The following is a 16508-nucleotide window of genomic DNA, read 5'->3' on the forward strand; positions in this document are numbered from 1 at the left end:
CCGGCCGCGCCGAGCAGTGGTCGGCCGACGCCCAGGTCCGGCCCGGGTTCCGGGAGCGCGTCGAAGCGCTGATGCGCGACCGGTGGCGTGAGCCGGTCATCGTCCTGCGCCTCGGCGACACCGACGTGGGGTTCGACGTCCCCGGCCGCCGCCGGGACGGCACGGTCGAGGGCAAGCGGCTGGTCCGCCGGTTCTTCGGGAACGTCCTGCGCGGGATCGGCACGGCCGTGTTCGCCGTCTTCGCGCTGGCGAACGGCGGCGCGCCGGGACGGCCGTTCCAGCGGGAGGTCCGGGTCTCGGGCCCGGCGAACGCGATGGTGCTCGACCTGGCCGACCGGCTCCGGTCGCTGTCCGGACCGTGGCTGGTGTGCTCGCCGTCGAGCCTGGCGGTGGTGGACACCGGGACGACGTTCACCGACCCGGCCGACGCACCGCCACCACGGATCGTCTGGGAGGCGCGGCAGCCACAGGCCCCCGCGCTGAACTTCCCCCGGCGCACGCTGACCTGGCCGGACGGCTCGGCTTTCCGGTTCCCGCTGCACGGCCGGCCGGAGGAGCAGCACCTGCGGAAGTACTTCGAGCCGCCGGCCACCGTGCACTGGAACGGCCGCTAGGGGCGACGGAACCTGGGACAACGTCATGCAGCGCCTGCTCACCGCAGCGGACATCGGCCGCGCCTGGGGCGGGTGGAGCACCAAGGTGCACGATCTCGTCGACCAGCCGTCGCCCTCCACGCCGTGGCCACCTGGACCAAGGCATTGTCAGACGCAACCTAGTCGCAGGAGAGGCGCGCCCAGACGACTTTGCCGTCGTCGTGGTGGCTCACGCCCCAGGTGACGGCGAGTTCGTCGACCAGCAGCAGGCCCCGGCCGCCGGCGTGGCCGGGGACCCGGAGCCGTGGCTCGCCGGTGCCGACGTCGGTGACCGCCACCGTCACCTCGCACGGCTCCCGCGTCAGGTGCAGCCGCAGCTGGCGGGGGCCGGCGCCGTGGACGTAGGCGTTCTCCAGCAGTTCTCCGACGACGATCAACGCGTCGACCCGGTCCGGTTCGGCGAGCGCCGCCAGCCTGACGGCGGCCCACCGGCGGGCGGTGGCCAGCCCCGCCGGGCCGGCTCCGGCCAGGTCCAGCACGTCCCAGCCCGGTTCGCGGGCCGCTCCCCAGTTCACTCGCACCGTGCGACCCCCTCCTTCTCCGGATGGCCTACCCGGAACAGCGGGAGTTACACGCGCCGGGGGCAGTGTTACGGGACTCCGCAGCGCCAGAGGAACGCCTCGCGCAGCGCGATGACGAGGGCTTCGTCGTCGACCTCGCTGGGCTGGTCGCCCATCGGCAGCCAGAGCTCGCCGTCCGGGACGCCGGCGACGACGCGGGTCAGGGTGACGCCGGGGTAGGCGAGTGTCTCGGTCGCGCCGTCGGCATCGGGCACCGCGATGTGCCGGGCCTCCGCCCGGACGAGGACCTGCCGCTGGTCGTTCATGCCGTCTCCCCGGCGGGCACGGCGCGCCCCGAGGGGGAGGAGAGCGCGCCATGTCCGTACTTGAAACGGTACGCCGCGGCCGTGCGGGCGGCCCCGGAACCACTCGTACGCCGGATCGGCGCAGCGTGACCGGGGCCCGTGGTGACCGGTTGCTCTGCGCGAAGAGCCAGTGGGCGAATTGCCCGGTACCTATCTTTTGTCCGGCCCGCCGAAAGTCGGTACCGCCGGTCCCGGCCGCGGCTCACCCTCGACCGCACCGGATCACCGGTGCCGGCCCCGCGGCCGGCTCACCCCACCGTGGCCGGCGCGGCCACCCCGCGCGCCGGCCTTGCCCGCGAAAGGGAGTTACCGGCATGCGCAGAACGTCCCCGGGACACCATCTCCTCGCCCGCTCCGCCACCACGCTGGTGGCCGCCGCCGCGGCCATCGCCTGCTTCACGCCCGTCACCGCGACGGCGACGACCATCGACGGCTACTCGGCCACCGTGCAGCGTGAAGCGGTCGCCTCGATCGCCGCGGAAGCGGGGATCAGCGAGTCCGCCGCCGTCACCCTGCTGCGCACGCAGGCGGCCAGCGTCGAAACCCTGCACGCGGTCACCGCCTCCCTCGGCGAGCGCGCCGCCGACGGCTACCTCGACGCCGCCGCCAAGCCCGTGGTCAACGTGCTCGACCAGGCCGCCGCGGACCAGGTCCGGCAGTCCGGTGCGCAGGCCCGGGTGGTCAAGCACTCCACGGCCGCGCTGGCGAGCGCGCAGAACGCCCTGCAGGCGCTGCCCGCGGTGGCGCACACCGCGATCGGGCTCGACCCGAAGACGAACCAGGTCGTGCTGACCGTGGCGGACGCGGCCAAGGGCACCGAAGCCCTCCTGAAGGCGGCCGCGGCGCTCGGCGACCGGGTCCGCGTGGAGCGGGTTGCCGGCGAGATGCACACCGCCATCTACAACGGCGAGGCCATCACCGGCGGCGGCGTCCGCTGCTCGGTCGGCTTCAACACCAACCGCGGCGGCCAGAACTACATCGTCGACGCGGGCCACTGCACCCGTGCGGTCTCGCAGTGGAACGTCGGCCCGTCGCAGGGCTCGAGCTTCCCGAACAACGACTACGGCCTCATCCGCAACACCACCGGCAGCGCGCCCGGCGCGGTCACCCTGTGGAACGGCACCACGCAGCGGATCAGCTCCGCCGGCACCGCGACCGTCGGCCAGCGGATCAGCAAGAGCGGCAGCACCACCCACCTGACGTCGGGTTCGGTGCAGGCGACCAACGTGACGGTGAACTACGCCGAGGGCTCGGTGTACCAGCTGATCCAGACCAGCGCGCTGGTCAACCCCGGCGACTCGGGCGGCTGCCTGTTCGCCGGCAGCGTCGGCCTGGGCATCACGTCCGGCAAGGGCGGCGGCAGCTCGTACTACCAGCCGGTGGGCGAGGCGCTGAGCGCGTACGGCGTCACCCTGAACTGACGGCCCCCGGCGTCAGTCGCGGCGGTGGAAGATCAGCCGGTAGCCGGCCAGGATGATCAGGGCGCCGAGGATCGCCAGACCCCAGGTCCGCAGGTCGAAGAAGGTGCCGAGCTGGGTGTGGAACAGCGTCTTTCCCACCCAGCCGCCGACGAACGCACCGGCGATGCCGAGCAGGATGGTGATGATGCAGCCGCCCGGGTCCTTGCCCGGCATGAGGGCCTTCGCGATCAACCCGGCGATCAGCCCGAGCACGATCCAGGCGATGATGCCCACGGCGGTGTCCTCTCGTCAGCGTCCCCTTGACGGCACAGGATGGCAGGAGCAGGCCCGCGGAGCGCGTCGAGCCACGCCGACGTGATCCGGATCTCACCCGGGAAAGCCGGTGGCGGGGGAGCCCCGCCACCGGCGACCCGGACGTCCGGTCTCAGCCACCGCCGTAGGTGGCCTGGGTGACCGCGAAGACGTTGCGGTTGCCGGCACCTTCCTGCAGCGACCACAGCAGGTCCGCGCTGGTGTCGTCCTCCCAGTACGAAAGGCTCTCGCCGCTGCTCACCCAGGCGAACGTGGACGCCGCCGCCGACGGCTTCCAGTAGTAGAGCTGCTTCGAACCGGAGGAGTTGAACCACCAGCGGCCGTTGTGCGAGGCCACGCCGTTGAGCTTGTACCAGGGCAGCTGCAGCGCCTGGCTCGCCGTCGTCGTCGCGGCGAAGGTGCCCGTGGCGGCGAACGGGTAGCGGATCGCGCGCGGGGCGCGGTTCGGGTAGTCCGTGCAGCCGGACGGGCAGGTGTACTCCGTCATCACGATCGACTTGCTGACGCGGTCGAGGGAGATCGACGACCACGCCAGGTTCGTGCCCGACGTCGTCTTCGAGGTGATCGTGCCGACCTGCGGCAGGACGTAGGCGTAGTTGTGGGCGTAGTACGTGCTGCCGCTCTGGTGGCCGATCTGGTCGGCGGTGCCGCCGGAGTCGGTCTTGAGGATCTTGCGCATGTCGAACACGCGCATGCCCTTGCCGGTGTCGGCGACGTAGAGGTAGTCGCCGTACCAGGACATGCCGCCCGCGTGGATCGGGATGTCCTTGAAGTCCGGCGCCGCCGCGGTGCCGGTCGGCTCGACCAGCAGGATCTTGCGGTAGGCGTTCGGGTAGGTGGCGTCCCAGTCGACCAGGGTGATCCGGCTGCGCTGCTGGTCGCCGTCGCAGCCGTCCTTGGTGTACCAGCTGACCGCGACCAGCTGGTGCCCGTCGTAGTTGCCGCCGTTCGCCGTGCCGACGGCGTCGCGGCTGGTGGTGATGCCCTGCGGGTAGCTGGCGCAGTCGGAGTTGTCGCCGCTGTCGAACCGGAACCCGGTCGAGAGGCCGGCGACGGAGAACGACGACGGCAGCGCGGTGCGGTCGTGGTTGGCGTTGTCCATCACGGTGTGGACGGCGGCGGTGCCCAGCGTCGAAACCAGGGCGCTGTTCACCGCGTCGAACTGGTTGTAGGCGGCGGTCAGGGTGTACTGGTCGGCGGGCAGGGTGGACGGTGCGGCCGCGGCGGCGGCCGCCGGCGCGGCGACCACGCCCGCGAGCAGCCCGGCGGCCAGCGCGGCCTGAGCTAGACGGTGCAATGACATGCGGAGCATCGTCGGACGCGGCCGTACAAGAGCCGTACAACTCCGGCCTGCTACCGCGCCGCCCGCCGGTCGAGCACCTTCAGCGACTGCTCGCACCACCGCAGGTTCTCGCGCTCGAACGACAGGCCGCGCATCAGCGTCAGGTACGGGCCGATCCGCTCGGCCTCGGCGAGGTAGTCGTCTTCGAACCGGCCGTCCAGCAGCCGCGCGCGGAGCCGCTCGTAGCCGGCGATCTTCGCTTCCGCGCGGGCCATCCGTTCCGCCAGCGCGCGCCGGACCGCCGGCTCGTCGCCCACGTCGACGGCTTGGACCTGCACGAGCAGCTCGTCGCGGATCACCCCGGGCCGGGGCGGCTGCGCGGTGAACCCGTGCAGCGACCGCCGCCCGGCGTCGGTCAGCGAAAACAGCCGCTTGTCCGGACGCCGTTCCTGGTGGACGACGCGGGCGTGCACCAGGCCGTCGGCCGCCATGCGGTCGAGTTCGCGGTAAAGCTGCTGCGGCGTCGCCGCCCAGAAGTTCGCCACCGAGGCGTCGAACCCCTTCGCCAGGTCGTAGCCCGACGCCTCGCCTTCGAGCAGCGCCGCCATCAGCGCGTGTCGCAGTGCCATGCTCAACTAGTTGAGTGCTTCGCGCTGGATTCGGTCGAACTGCGCCGCCATCGCTTCCGACAGCGCCTGCGCCGCCGAGAGCGGGCGGACCATGACCGTGAACTCGTCGATCAGGCCGTCGGCGTCGAGGTGGAGGAAGTCGCAGCCTTCGACGCGCACGTCGCCGATCCGGGCCTCGAAGACGAGCGCGTGGTCCCGGCCGTCGCCGCCGGTCAGCTCGCGCACGTACCGGAAGTCTTCGAACACGCGCAGGACGCCGCGCAGGATCGCGGCCGTGATCGCCTTGCCGGGGTACGGCCGGAACGCCACCGGGCTGCGGAACACGACGTTCTCGGCCAGCGCCGCGGCCATGGCGTCGGGGTCACGGGCTTCGACGGCCTTGCGGAAGCTGCTCATGCGTACCTCGGATAGTCAATTAGTTGAGTAGAGACGCCGTCAGCGTACCTCTTCCCTTTTGGTGACCGTCCGACAACAAAGTGGACCGGGCGAGCGGGTCCCCGCGCGCCCGGTCCGGCAGCAGAAGCCGCTGTATAACGCCCTACACGGCGGCTTCCTTGGGTTCGTACTGGGCGCGCAGCGCCTTCTTGTCCGGCTTGCCCAGCCCGGTCATCGGCAGGGACGGGGCCACGATCACCTGCTTGGGCACGTGCACCGGGCCCTTGCGCTCCCGCACCGCCGCCTGGATTTCGGCCGTGAGCCGCTCGAGGTCGCCGTCGGCGTCCTCCCGCAGGACCACCACCGCCGTCACCGCTTCGCCCCATTTGGGGTCCGGCGTCCCGATCACGCCCACCTGGGCGACCGCCGGGTGCTCGGCCACGACGTCCTCCACCTCGCGGGGGAACACGTTGAACCCGCCGGTGACGATCATGTCCTTGACCCGGTCGACGATGAACCAGAAGCCGTCCTCGTCCTCGCGGGCGACGTCGCCGGTGTGCAGCCAGCCGTCGCGGAACGTCTCGGCCGTCACCTCCGGCAGGTTCCAGTACCCGCCGGCGAGCAGCGGGCCCGCCACGCAGATCTCGCCCGGCTCGCCCGGGGCCACCGGAGCGCCGTCCGCGCCGAGCAGTGCGGTGCGCAGGAAGGCCGACGGGCGGCCGCAGGAGGCCAGCCGGGCGTCGTCGTGGTCGCCCTTGGCCAGGTAGCTGATCGCCATCGGGGCCTCGGACTGGCCGTAGTACTGCGCGAAGATCGGCCCGAACCGGTCGATCGCCTCGCGCAGGCGGACCGGGTTGATCGACGCGGCGCCGTAGTACACCGTCTGCAGCGACGACAGGTCGCGCGTGCGCGAGTCGGGGTGGTCCATCAGCGCGTAGAGCATGGTGGGCACCAGCATGGTCGCGGTGATCCGCTGCTCTTCGATGATCCGCAGGGTCTCGCCGGGGTCGAACTTCGGGACCACGACCAGGGAGCCGCCCTTGAGCAGGGTCGGCGCGAAGAACGCCGCCCCGGCGTGCGAAAGCGGGGTGCAGATCAGGAACTTCGGCGCCTCCGGCCACTCCCATTCGGCCAGCTGGATCTGCGTCATCGTGGTCATCGCCTGCGCGGTGCCCATGACACCCTTCGGCTTGCCGGTCGTCCCGCCGGTGTAGGTGATCGAGACGACCTGGTCCGGCGGCAGCACGGCGGGCTCCAGCGGCGCCGGCTCGAACGTCGCGGCGGTCGCCGTCAGGTCCTTGCCGACGTGGGCCAGCCGCTCCGGCACCGGCCCGATGGTGAGCACCTGGGCCAGGCCGGGCACCTTCTCCAGCAGGCCGAGAGCGCGGTCGACGAAGGCGGGCACCGGGTCGATGATCAGCGTGGTGATGCCGGCGTCGGCGAGGATGTAGGCGTGGTCGTCGAGCGACCCCAGCGGGTGCAGTGCCGTGCGCCGCGAGCCCTGCAGCTGGCCGGCGGCGATGATGAGCAGCACTTCCGGCCGGTTCAGCGACAGCAGCGCGACCGGCGCGCCGGTGCCGGCCCCGAGGGCCTCGAACGCCTGCGCGTACTGGCTGACCTGCTCGGCGGTCCGGCCCCCGGTCATCGTGGTGTCGCCCAGTACCAGCACCGGCTTGTCCCGGTGCCGCTTCAGGGCGGAAACCACCAGGTGGCCGAGGTGGTTGGGGTACCGCATCGCCTGCTCGTCCATCCCGGTCCTTCCACGGCAGCAAACTAGAACATGTTACTGTTTTCGACACCATACGCGGGCGGGTGCCGGTTTGTCAGCTGGCGGCCTGGGTGGAACGGGTTCCAGTGGGCCCGGTGCGGTGCCGGGCCCGCTGGATTCCTTTGTGGACGGTCAGTGGGTCACGGCACCGGCGCGGCCTCGGCGCGGGCCACGGCCTCGTCGCGGTCCGGCCGTAGCAGGTAGCCCGCCCGCAGCGCCCGGTCGGCCGCCGCGGTGAACTCGGCGACGTAGGTGGCGTGGTCCGGGTACAGCTGCCGGATCCGCTCCGGCGTCAGCGGCGTGGTCGTGCCCAGCAGCAGGCACGCGCCCGGCACGTTGCCGCCGCTGTTGTTGGGTGCGTAGGAGGCCACCGGGACGTCGAGGTCGGGCAGCCGGACGCCGCCGAGGGCGTTCTGGTCGCCGTCGCGCAGGATGATGAGGTTGAGCAGCATCGAGATCGGCGTCGCCGTGGGCGGGGCCGCGCCGCCGCGGGCCCAGCGGTCCAGGTACCCGAACGCCGCGTTCTCCGCGTACCGGAACGTCATGCTGTTGACCGGCTTGTCGCAGGTCGTCGGGGCGCCGTCGTTGATGGACCGGTCCCGGGCGTTGGCCGCGTTGTACAGGTCGAGCCCGTACCGGTCGGCGTGCGCGGTGCCGGCCACCTCCCAGGTGCGCACCAGCGGGGTGTCCTGCCGGACCGAGGCCGACGCGATGACGTCGGTCTCCGACTGCAGGACGAACACCGGCACGCCGAGGTCGGTGCGGATCCGGGCCGACAGGGGGCCGACGACGCCGTCCCCGATCGGTGCCGCCAGCGCCGCCCGGCCGTGGATCATGAAGCCGTCGTAGGCCCGGCGCACCGGCTGGACCGCGTTCGCGTAGGTGGTCAGCCGCAATGCGGACTGCGAGTGCCCGGTGCCGAGCACGACCGCCGGAGCCCGGCCGCCGAGCAGCTGCGGGTTCGCCCGGACCGCCTGGGCGGCCTGGGAAAAGACGTCGTAGGAAAGCGCATCCCCGCTGAGGTCCACGGCACCGTAGCGCGCCGGGTCGAGGCTCTTGAGCTTGTCGGCACCGGCTTTCTGGGTCGTCACGCCGACGTAGGCGTAGCCTTCGCGGATGAAGTGCTCGTAGGACTGCGAGAAGTCCACCGGGATGTCGACGCCGAAGCTGACGTTCAGCCACTCGACCACGACCGTGCCGTTGAACCGGGCGGCGTCGCGCGGCCGCACCACGACCAGGCGCGTGGTGTACGGGTTGCCGGTGGTGGCCACGCGCGTGGCCCAGCGGCCGTCCTCGGTCCACAGGCCCACCTGGTCGAACGTGTCGGCCTGGCCGGACAGCAGGAACTCCTGTTCGACGTATCCGCGAGCGGCGAGGTCGAGGACGCCTTGGGCGCCGCTGACCGGCCAGCCGCGGCCCGCGTTCGCGGGCACCGCCGTGACCGTCGGCGCGGCGGCGGGTGCGGCCTGGGCGATCCCGGTGGCCGCCAGTGGCGGCAGGAGCACGGTCAGCAGCACGAGCAGGGCTCTGCGCATGGGGAAACCCTTCTGGTGGTGGCCGGTGCGGGGCGGCTCCAGGCCCTTCACCGTCCACATCGGACAGTAGGTGGCAGCCGGTGTGGCCACCGCCTTCGTCTTCTACTCGCCGGTACGGTCCGCGGCAACGCGCGAGCCGCGATCCGGCCGGAACCCACCGGGGAACGCTCAGGGATGTGACAAGTCCACGCCCCGGCTGCTCGCGACCGGCTACAACTCGGAAAGTCCTTTCGGCGCCGCAACCTTGCGCAGGTGTCACTCGTTGCGCGACTATCTCCGGACGTTCTGCACGTGCATGCGCACGGCGAGGGGGTGTGGTGACCGAAGTGGCGCCGGCGGTGGCCGGGACGACGGACGTCCCGAGCGACGCGGCCTTGATTACGGCGGTCCGCGGTGGTGACATCGCTGCGTACGGCGAGCTCTACGACCGGCACCTCGTCGCCGCCCGCCGGGTGGCGGCCGCGATCGCGGCCGACCAGGCGGAGCGGGAAGACCTCATCGCCGAAGGATTCACCCGCGTACTGCGGATTCTGCGCTCCGGCGAGGGCCCCGACGAGGATTTCCGCCCGTACCTGCTGACGACCATCCGGAACACGATGATCAGCTGGCGGCGGCGCGACTCGGCCGTCTCGCTGGTGGCCGAGGTGCCGGACGTCCTGCCGGGGGCGGGCAGCGACGAGCCGGTGGGCAGCCGGCTGCACGCCACCGTCGCCGCGGACGCCTTCGCCAGCCTGCCCGAGCGGTGGCGGACGGTGCTCTGGCGGACCGAGATCGACGGCGACCCGCCCGCGCGGATCGCCGAGGACCTCGGGATGACGCCCAACGGGGTCGCCGCGCTGGCCTACCGCGCCCGCGAGGGCCTCCGGCAGGCCTACCTGGACCAGCACGTCCCCGAGGCGCGGCGGCGGAACTGCCGGATCGTCTCCGGCCAGCTGGCCAAGTTCGTGCGCGACGGGATCTCCGACCACAAGGCGCACCGGGTCGCGGCGCACCTCGAACGCTGTGCGGACTGCCGCCGGCTGGCCACCGGCCTCCGGGAGCTCAACGAGGAACTGCCCGCCACCGTCGCCCCGCTCATCCTGGGCATCCCGGTCGTGACGCACTGGCTCACCGCCGGCGCGACCGGTTCCGGTGCCGCCGGAACCGGGGCCTCCCTCATGTCCTGGGCGACCGCGGCGAAGGTGGCCGCCGCGGGCGCGGCGCTGGTCACGACGGTGACGATCGGCGCGAGCACCTCCGGCGACGCACCTTCGCCGTCGCTGCCCGGCGGCGAGGGCGCGACGAGCCAGCCCGCGCGCAACGGACCGCAGAACGGCTCTCGCGCCGGCGTTCCGGCCGGCAGTGTTCAGCCGACGTCGGACGCGCCGGCGACGTCCGGGCCCGGCGCCTCGGGCGTGGCGACGACCGGTGAACAGCAGCCGGCGGGGGAATCGGCGGGATCCGCTCCCTCCGGCCAGCCGGCGGGCACCGGGAACGGGAACGGCAACAACGGGAACGGCGTCGGGAACAACCCGGACAAGGAAGCCGCGAAGGAGTCCAAGGAGGCGGCCCGGGAGTCGTCCAAGGCCGCGAAGGAATCCGCGAAAGAGTCGAAAAAGGCCGAGAAGACGAAGAACCCGGGGGAGTGACCCGGCGCCGTTCGGCGCCGGGCCGTCCCGCTCAGCAGGGCTGCAGCAACCAGCAAAGCCGGTAGTTCGCCTGGTAGGTGGCACCCGTCGCCGGGGCGACGATGTTCTGCGTCCGTGCCCCGCCGTGCGCCCAGCTGGTGAAGGCGTACTTCAGGTTCAGCGGGGGCACGTTCTGCGGGCTGTTCGCGCTGATCGAGTTGGTGGATCCGGCGATCACCGTCCGGGAGAACGGGGTGCGCTGCTCGGTCCCGCCGACGGTGAGCATCGCCTGGCTGGGGTTCGACGTGAAGTTCAGCGTCACCGTCTTCGGCTGCAGATCGACCGTCGTGGACCCGGTGCGGCCCGTCGAGTCGGTCGCGGTCAGCGTCAGCTGCAGGTACGACGGGTACTCGTGGTCCGGGGCGACGAACGATCCCGCGGCGATGCCCGGGAAGTCCTGGACGTTGTGGGTGTGACAGGTCCCGTTGGCCGCACAATGCCGGATGGCCAGCCGCCAGGACAGCGCGGACGGCGGCAGGGCACCGTCCTGGGCGTCGGTCGCGTGGCCGGAGAAGGCCACCGTCTGCCCGACCGACCAGGTCAGCGCCGGGCTCGGGGTGTCGATGACCGGCACCGGGTCGAGCCCGGCCGGGTTACCGGCCGTCACCCGGACCGTCGTGACCGCCGTCGCGCCGTGGGAGTCGGTCACCCGCAGTCCCGCGTCGACCGCCGCCGCGGTGGTGTAGGTCCAGGTGGGCCGCGGGTCCGTGGAGTCGTCGTAGGCGCCGTCGGCGTCGAGGTCCCACGCGTAGGACAGCGTGTCGCCGGCGTCCGGGTCGGTGGAGCCGGTGCCGTCGAACTGGACGGTCAGCGGGGCCGGCCCGCTCGACGGCGTGGCCGTCGCCACGGCGACCGGCGGCCGGTTCGTGCCGCCGGGGTAGCTCACCCGGTGCAGTTCGCCGGTGCCGAGCGCGACGTAGAAGAGGTCGCCGCCGGGGCCGGTGAGCAGCTGGACCGGCGTGTTGACGCCGGTCACGAACGGCACGAGCTTGCTGGGGCTGGGCTGGCCGGCGACCGTCTGCATCGCCCAGATGCAGCCGCGGGAGGAGTCGGCGAAGAACAGCGCGCCGGCGTACTCGGCGGGGTAGTTGCTGCCGGCCTCGAAGGCGATGCCGCTGATCGAGGAGCCGCCGGTGGGACACGGGTCGGTCGCCACGACCTTGGCGCTGTGGTTGTAGGTGTAGTAGGGCGCGGTCTGCCCGCCTGCCGAGTACAGCGACTCGCACCGGTCGAGGTTCGCGCCGTCGTAGCCGGCCTGGCGGCCGGTGCCTTCGAAGCAGGGCCAGCCGAAGTTCTCCGCGACGCCGTCACCGGCGTCGGCGACCCGGTTGATCTCCTCCCAGGTGTTCCAGCCGACGTCGCCGGCCCACAGCTCGCTGGTCCCCGGCCGGAAGCCGAACCGGAACTGGTTGCGGGAGCCGTAGGCGATGACGCGCCGGGCGTTGGCGTCGGCGCTGCTCGCGAAGGGGTTGCCGGGCAGGCCGGCGCCGGTGTCGGGGTCGATGCGCAGGAGCGCGCCGTTGAGCAGGACCGGCTGGCCGGCCGCGCGCCGCGGCGACTGCGACCGCAGCGCACCGCCTTCGGCCGCCGGCGGGGTCAGGTTCGTGCCGGCGGGCGACGGCGGGTCGGCGCAGGGGTTGCCGACCTGGCCGTAGTCGGCGAAGTTGAAGCTGGCGCCGTCACCACCGCCGGCGTAGAGGGCGCCGTCCGGGCCGAAGGCCAGCGCGCCGATCGAATGGCTGGGGAACTGCTGGCACCAGCCGGTGACCAGCGGCTTCTCGCTGACGGCGGTGCCGGCCGGGCCCATGGTGAGCTGGGAGACGCGGCCGGTGACGACGCAGCCCTGGTCGGTGGCGCCCGGCGGGGTCGGGCAGGTGTCGCCCCACCGCGGCGCCGTGCCGCCCGGCTCGGCGTCGAGGGTGTAGGAGACGTAGACGTACGGCCGGGCGGGGAAGGCGGGGTCGACCGCCAGCCCGAGCAGACCGCGGTCCCAGAAGTCCTGGGTCTGGGTGCGGAGGTCGGCGAACACGGTCGCCGTCGGGTCGGCGAGGGAGTCGAACACCTTGACCAGGCCGCTCTTCTCGGCGACGAACACCCGCCCGTCGGGGGCGAACGCGGCGGCGGTCGGCGACGTGAGGCCGCCGATCGCCACGGTGTCGGCGAACCCGGTGGGCACGGCGGCGGCCGGGGCCGCGGTGGCGACGGCCACCGCGAGGGCACCGGCCAGTGGCACGATCACCCCCGCCGCCAGTGCCCGGATGGATCTTCTTGATCTTCGCGGAAGCAGGAAACGACGAGAACCCATCACGAACTCCTCGTACGGTGGGGACCGGACTGGCGCGAGCGCCGTCCCCTATGGCGCGAGAAGTCCGAAAGTTGTTACACCACAGGCAAGAATGTGCCCCGAACCGCGTAATCCCGTTGGCGGGTAATGAATTTGCCCGCACTCACTCGGCCTAAGAGCTGCGGCCATCCGGCGTTGCCGTGGATGCCGGATTGCCGGATTGCCGGATGGTGATCACTATGCACTCCGGCTATACACACGGTGTACAGTCGCCGGCATGTCGATCGGACTCACCCTGCTCGGGTTGCTGGAGAACGGCCCCCGGCACGGCTACGACCTGAAACGGGCCTACGACGACCGCTTCGGGCACGACCGCCGCGTGCACTACGGCCAGGTCTATTCGACGCTGGCCCGGCTCCTGAAGCAGGGACTCGTCGAGGCTGACGGCGTCGAGGTGGACGGCGGCCCCGAGCGGAAGCGCTACGCGATCACCGAAGCCGGGGTCGCGGACGTCGGCTCGTGGCTGGCGACCCCGGAGAAACCGGACGCCTACCTGCAGAACACGCTGTACACCAAGGTCGTGCTGGCGCTGCTGTCCGGGCGGCCCGCCGCCGACGTCCTCGACGTCCAGCGGGCCGCCCACCTCGACGCGATGCGCGAACTGACCCGCCGCAAGACCGCGGGCGACCTCGTCGACCAGCTGATCTGCGACCACGCGCTGTTCCACCTCGAGGCCGACCTCCGGTGGCTGGAACTCACCGCGGCCCGGCTCGGCCGGCTGGCGGAGGAGATCGCGTGAGCGCCGCAGAGGTGCTGCTGGAGGCCGACGGCGTCCGGAAGGCGTACGGGCCCACCGACGCACTCGCCGGTGCGGACCTGCGGGTGCGCGCCGGCGAGGTGGTGGCCCTGATGGGCCCGTCCGGGGCGGGCAAGTCGACCCTGCTGCACTGCCTGGCCGGGATCGTCCGGCCGGACGCCGGGTCGGTCCGCTACCTGGGTGCGGACCTGGCCACCCTGTCCGACCGGGCGCGCTCGGCGTTGCGCCGCACCGAATTCGGGTTCGTCTTCCAGTTCGGCCGGCTGGTGCCGGAGCTCACCTGCCTGGAGAACGTGGCCCTGCCGCTGCGGCTGAACGGCGTGCGCGGCCGCGTCGCCGCACAGCGGGCGCGGGCGATGCTGGCCGAACTCGACCTCACCGCGGTCGAACGGAAGCGGCCGGGTGAGGTGTCCGGCGGCCAGGGGCAGCGGGTCGCCGTGGCCCGGGCGCTGGTGACCGCGCCCCGGGTCGTCTTCGCCGACGAGCCGACCGGCGCCCTGGACTCCCTCAACGGCGAGCAGGTCATGCAGCTGCTGACGACGGCCGCCCGCGAGCGTGCCGCGGCGGTCGTCCTGGTCACGCACGAACCCCGCGTCGCGGCGTACTCCGACCGCGAGGTCGTCGTCCGCGACGGCCGGACCCGGCAGCTCGAGGTGACCCGGTGAGCCCGCGCTGGGCCGCCGACCTGGCGCTCGGGCTGCGCCTCGCCCTCGGCGGCGGTGGCGCGCGGACCGCGTGGGCGCGGCTGGCCCTGACCGCCGTCGGCGTCGGGCTCGGCGTCGTCGTCCTGCTGAGCGCAACGGCACTCCCGCACATGCTGGACGCGCGCGCCGGCCGCTCGGCGGCCCGCACGCCCGTCACCGAGGCCGTCGCCGGCGTCGACCCGGTCCTCGCCGTCGCGCGGAACGACGAGTTCCACGGCCGTGGCCTGCAGGGCTACCTCGTGCAGCCGACCGGGCCGCACCCGCCCAAGGCCCCGGGCGTCGACCGGCTGCCCGGGCCCGGCGAGGCGGTCCTCTCCCCGGCGCTCGCGGCCCTCCTGCGGTCCCCGGAAGGGGACTTGCTGCGCCCGCGGTTCTCGCAGCGGGTGATCGGCACGATCGGCGACGCCGGGCTGACCGGGCCGAACGAGCTGTACTTCTACGTCGGCGCCGACGCCGTCGCCCGGCAGCCGCTGGTGCACCCGGTGAGCGGGTTCGGCGGCGAACCGGTCCGGCGTGGCCTCGACCCGCTGGAAGTCCTGCTGGTCGTGCTCGGGGCGACGACGTGCCTGGTGCCGGTGTTCGTCTTCGTGGTCGCCAGCACCCGGCTCGCCGCGGCCGCCCGCGACCGGCGGCTGGCCGCCGTGCGGCTGGTGGGCGCGGACCGCGGCCAGGTCCGCCGGATCGCCGCCGGCGAGGCGCTGCTCGGCGCGTTCGCCGGGCTCGCCGTAGGCGGGGCACTGTTCCTGCTGGTGCGCCTGCTCGTCCCGGAGATCACCGTCTCGGCGTTCCGGGGCGGGATCTTCGCCGCCGACGTCGTCCCGGACTGGCGGCTCGGCGGCCCGGTCCTGCTGGCGCTGCCGCTGCTGGCGTGCGCGGCGGCGGTCTTCGCCCTGCGGAAGGTCGTCATCGAGCCGCTCGGCGTCGTGCGGCGGGGGACGCGGAGCCGGCGGAAGCTGTGGTGGCGCCTGCTGCCCCTGGCGGCCGGCGGGGCACTGGTGCTCGGCCGGCCGAGCACCGAAGACGCCCGGGATCCGTTCGTGATCGCCGGGGTGGTGCTGGTCCTCGCGGCCGTCCCCGTGCTGCTGCCGTGGCTGGTCGAGCGCGTCGCCGGACTGCTCGGCGGCGGCTCGCCGGCCTGGCTGCTGGCCGTGCGCCGGCTCCAGCTCGACAGCGCGACGGCGGCGCGGCTGGTCAGCGGCGTCGCCGTCGTGCTGGCCGGATCCATTGCGCTGCAAGGCGTTTACGCCCGAGCCGAGAGCGATCAGCCGCCGCCGTCGGGGGAGATCCGCGTGCTGGCGACGGCGTTCGCCACCAGCGTCGCCGACGCCCGGGCGTTCACCGCCGGCCTGCACGCGCTGCCCGGGCTGGGCGGCGTGCCCGTGGAAACCCGTACCCTGCTGCGGAACGCGGCGGGGGAGGTGTTCTCCGTCGTCGTGCGGACCTGCGCCGAACTCGCGGTCGCGGACTGCCGCGACGGAGACGTCTACGCATCGGGTCAACACCCTCCCGCGGCGGGTGAGCGGCTCTGGTACGACGGCGCCGACCGCACCAAGCCTCCACAATGGACAGTGCCGGTGGCGGGATACCGCGTGGCGGAACCGGAAGGATCGGGCTTGCTCGTCACACCGGCGGCGCTGGCCACGGCGACCGGCATCCGGCTGAGCGCGAACGCGAAGATCCCCGCCGCCGGGCCCGACGCGGTCGAGCGGGTGCGGAACCTCGTGGGCTGGAACGGCGTGGTCAGCTCGCTGGGCACCGAACGGGACGGTACCTCCGCGCTGATCACCCGGGTCCTGTCGGTGGGTTCGGTCCTGGTGCTGCTGTTCGCCGCGGGCAGCCTGCTGATCGCGGCGTGGGAGCAGCTGCGGGAACGGCGGCGCACGCTCGCCGCGCTGACGGCGAACGGCGTCGGGCGCGGGGTGCTCGCCCGGTCCCTGCTGTGGCAGCTGGCGATCCCGGTCGCGGTGGCGGCGGTCGTCGCGGTGCTCGCCGGGCTCGGCCTCGACTGGCTGCTGCTCTCGCTGGTGGTGCACCGCCCGATGGTGGTCGACCTGGCGACGATCGGGATCCTCACGGCGACCGCGGCCGCGGCGGTGCTGTTCGTGACCGCGGTGACGCTGCCGGCGCTGTGGCGCACGACGAGCCTGGAGCACCTGCGGGAGGAATAGCCGGTACAAGAGCCGTACAACGCCGGTG

Annotated in this window: 15 protein-coding genes; 6 read left to right on the plus strand and 9 right to left on the minus strand. The window is 72.9% G+C overall.

Annotated elements, in window-relative coordinates; genetic code table 11:
* The first annotated feature begins 71 nt into the window (after positions 1 to 71).
* Entirely contained in the window at positions 72 to 614 is a 543-nt protein-coding gene (locus AB0M93_RS04210; protein ID WP_364268211.1) for a hypothetical protein, read from the plus strand.
* Between the two features lie 158 nt (positions 615 to 772).
* On the opposite strand, the gene AB0M93_RS04215 is transcribed toward AB0M93_RS04210, so the two are convergent.
* Together AB0M93_RS04215 and AB0M93_RS04220 are read right to left on the minus strand one after the other, a co-directional pair.
* Positions 773 to 1174 (minus strand): ATP-binding protein, encoded by a 402-nt coding sequence (locus AB0M93_RS04215; RefSeq protein ID WP_364268213.1) that lies wholly within the window; start codon positions 1172 to 1174, stop codon positions 773 to 775.
* Between the two features lie 68 nt (positions 1175 to 1242).
* Entirely contained in the window at positions 1243 to 1479 is a 237-nt protein-coding gene (locus AB0M93_RS04220; RefSeq protein WP_364268215.1) for a hypothetical protein, read from the minus strand.
* A 353-nt stretch (positions 1480 to 1832) separates the two neighbouring features.
* On the opposite strand from AB0M93_RS04220, the gene AB0M93_RS04225 reads away from it, so the two are divergent.
* Positions 1833 to 2939: a S1 family peptidase gene (locus AB0M93_RS04225; protein ID WP_364268217.1), complete on the plus strand. Its 1107-nt coding sequence runs from the start codon at positions 1833 to 1835 to the stop codon at positions 2937 to 2939.
* Between the two features lie 12 nt (positions 2940 to 2951).
* Here the strand turns inward: AB0M93_RS04225 and AB0M93_RS04230 are convergent, their stop codons facing one another.
* The 6 genes from AB0M93_RS04230 to AB0M93_RS04255 all read right to left on the minus strand — a co-directional run bounded on the left by AB0M93_RS04230 (position 2952) and on the right by AB0M93_RS04255 (position 8840).
* Positions 2952 to 3212, minus strand: a complete 261-nt coding sequence (locus AB0M93_RS04230; RefSeq protein ID WP_364268218.1) for a GlsB/YeaQ/YmgE family stress response membrane protein — start codon at positions 3210 to 3212, stop codon at positions 2952 to 2954.
* A gap of 151 nt (positions 3213 to 3363) precedes the next feature.
* Positions 3364 to 4554, minus strand: a complete 1191-nt coding sequence (locus AB0M93_RS04235) for a hypothetical protein (RefSeq protein WP_364268220.1) — start codon at positions 4552 to 4554, stop codon at positions 3364 to 3366.
* A 50-nt stretch (positions 4555 to 4604) separates the two neighbouring features.
* Positions 4605 to 5162 (minus strand): PadR family transcriptional regulator, encoded by a 558-nt coding sequence (locus tag AB0M93_RS04240; RefSeq protein WP_364268222.1) that lies wholly within the window; start codon positions 5160 to 5162, stop codon positions 4605 to 4607.
* A gap of 6 nt (positions 5163 to 5168) precedes the next feature.
* The gene (locus AB0M93_RS04245; RefSeq protein ID WP_364268224.1) at positions 5169 to 5558 is read right to left on the minus strand and encodes a nuclear transport factor 2 family protein; all 390 of its coding nucleotides are present in this window, start codon (positions 5556 to 5558) and stop codon (positions 5169 to 5171) included.
* A 142-nt stretch (positions 5559 to 5700) separates the two neighbouring features.
* Positions 5701 to 7287, minus strand: coding sequence for a fatty-acid--CoA ligase FadD8 (fadD8, locus tag AB0M93_RS04250; RefSeq protein WP_364268226.1), 1587 nt, complete (start codon positions 7285 to 7287; stop codon positions 5701 to 5703).
* A gap of 158 nt (positions 7288 to 7445) precedes the next feature.
* Positions 7446 to 8840, minus strand: a complete 1395-nt coding sequence (locus AB0M93_RS04255; RefSeq protein WP_364268228.1) for an alpha/beta hydrolase domain-containing protein — start codon at positions 8838 to 8840, stop codon at positions 7446 to 7448.
* A gap of 317 nt (positions 8841 to 9157) precedes the next feature.
* Here AB0M93_RS04255 and AB0M93_RS04260 point away from each other — a divergent pair, with 317 nt between their 5' ends.
* Positions 9158 to 10468, plus strand: a complete 1311-nt coding sequence (locus AB0M93_RS04260; protein WP_364268230.1) for a sigma-70 family RNA polymerase sigma factor — start codon at positions 9158 to 9160, stop codon at positions 10466 to 10468.
* A 31-nt stretch (positions 10469 to 10499) separates the two neighbouring features.
* Here the strand turns inward: AB0M93_RS04260 and AB0M93_RS04265 are convergent, their stop codons facing one another.
* Positions 10500 to 12746, minus strand: a complete 2247-nt coding sequence (locus tag AB0M93_RS04265; RefSeq protein ID WP_364268913.1) for a PQQ-dependent sugar dehydrogenase — start codon at positions 12744 to 12746, stop codon at positions 10500 to 10502.
* A 322-nt stretch (positions 12747 to 13068) separates the two neighbouring features.
* Between AB0M93_RS04265 and AB0M93_RS04270 the strand changes: the two genes are divergently transcribed.
* The 3 genes from AB0M93_RS04270 to AB0M93_RS04280 are packed head-to-tail and all read left to right on the plus strand — an operon-like array spanning position 13069 to position 16480.
* On the plus strand, positions 13069 to 13590 hold the full coding sequence (locus AB0M93_RS04270) for a PadR family transcriptional regulator (protein ID WP_364268232.1): 522 nt from the start codon (positions 13069 to 13071) through the stop codon (positions 13588 to 13590).
* Positions 13587 to 14273, plus strand: a complete 687-nt coding sequence (locus AB0M93_RS04275; protein ID WP_364268234.1) for an ABC transporter ATP-binding protein — start codon at positions 13587 to 13589, stop codon at positions 14271 to 14273. The genes AB0M93_RS04270 and AB0M93_RS04275 overlap by 4 nt, the downstream gene beginning before the upstream one ends.
* Entirely contained in the window at positions 14270 to 16480 is a 2211-nt protein-coding gene (locus AB0M93_RS04280) for an FtsX-like permease family protein (RefSeq protein WP_364268236.1), read from the plus strand. Before AB0M93_RS04275 ends, AB0M93_RS04280 begins: the two co-directional genes overlap by 4 nt.
* Positions 16481 to 16508: the final 28 nt, after the last annotated feature.

The organism is Amycolatopsis sp. NPDC051102 (genome assembly GCF_040682815.1).
GTDB lineage: Bacteria > Actinomycetota > Actinomycetes > Mycobacteriales > Pseudonocardiaceae > Amycolatopsis.

Coding starts and splice junctions, on each gene's coding strand:
- AB0M93_RS04225 (WP_364268217.1), top strand. CDS start 1,833: ATGCGCAGAACGTCCCCGGGACACCATCTCCTCGCCCGCTCCGCCACC.
- AB0M93_RS04245 (WP_364268224.1), bottom strand. CDS start 5,558: ATGAGCAGCTTCCGCAAGGCCGTCGAAGCCCGTGACCCCGACGCCATG.
- AB0M93_RS04220 (WP_364268215.1), bottom strand. CDS start 1,479: ATGAACGACCAGCGGCAGGTCCTCGTCCGGGCGGAGGCCCGGCACATC.
- fadD8 (WP_364268226.1), bottom strand. CDS start 7,287: ATGGACGAGCAGGCGATGCGGTACCCCAACCACCTCGGCCACCTGGTG.
- AB0M93_RS04255 (WP_364268228.1), bottom strand. CDS start 8,840: ATGCGCAGAGCCCTGCTCGTGCTGCTGACCGTGCTCCTGCCGCCACTG.
- AB0M93_RS04240 (WP_364268222.1), bottom strand. CDS start 5,162: ATGGCACTGCGACACGCGCTGATGGCGGCGCTGCTCGAAGGCGAGGCG.
- AB0M93_RS04210 (WP_364268211.1), top strand. CDS start 72: ATGCGCGACCGGTGGCGTGAGCCGGTCATCGTCCTGCGCCTCGGCGAC.
- AB0M93_RS04235 (WP_364268220.1), bottom strand. CDS start 4,554: ATGTCATTGCACCGTCTAGCTCAGGCCGCGCTGGCCGCCGGGCTGCTC.
- AB0M93_RS04270 (WP_364268232.1), top strand. CDS start 13,069: ATGTCGATCGGACTCACCCTGCTCGGGTTGCTGGAGAACGGCCCCCGG.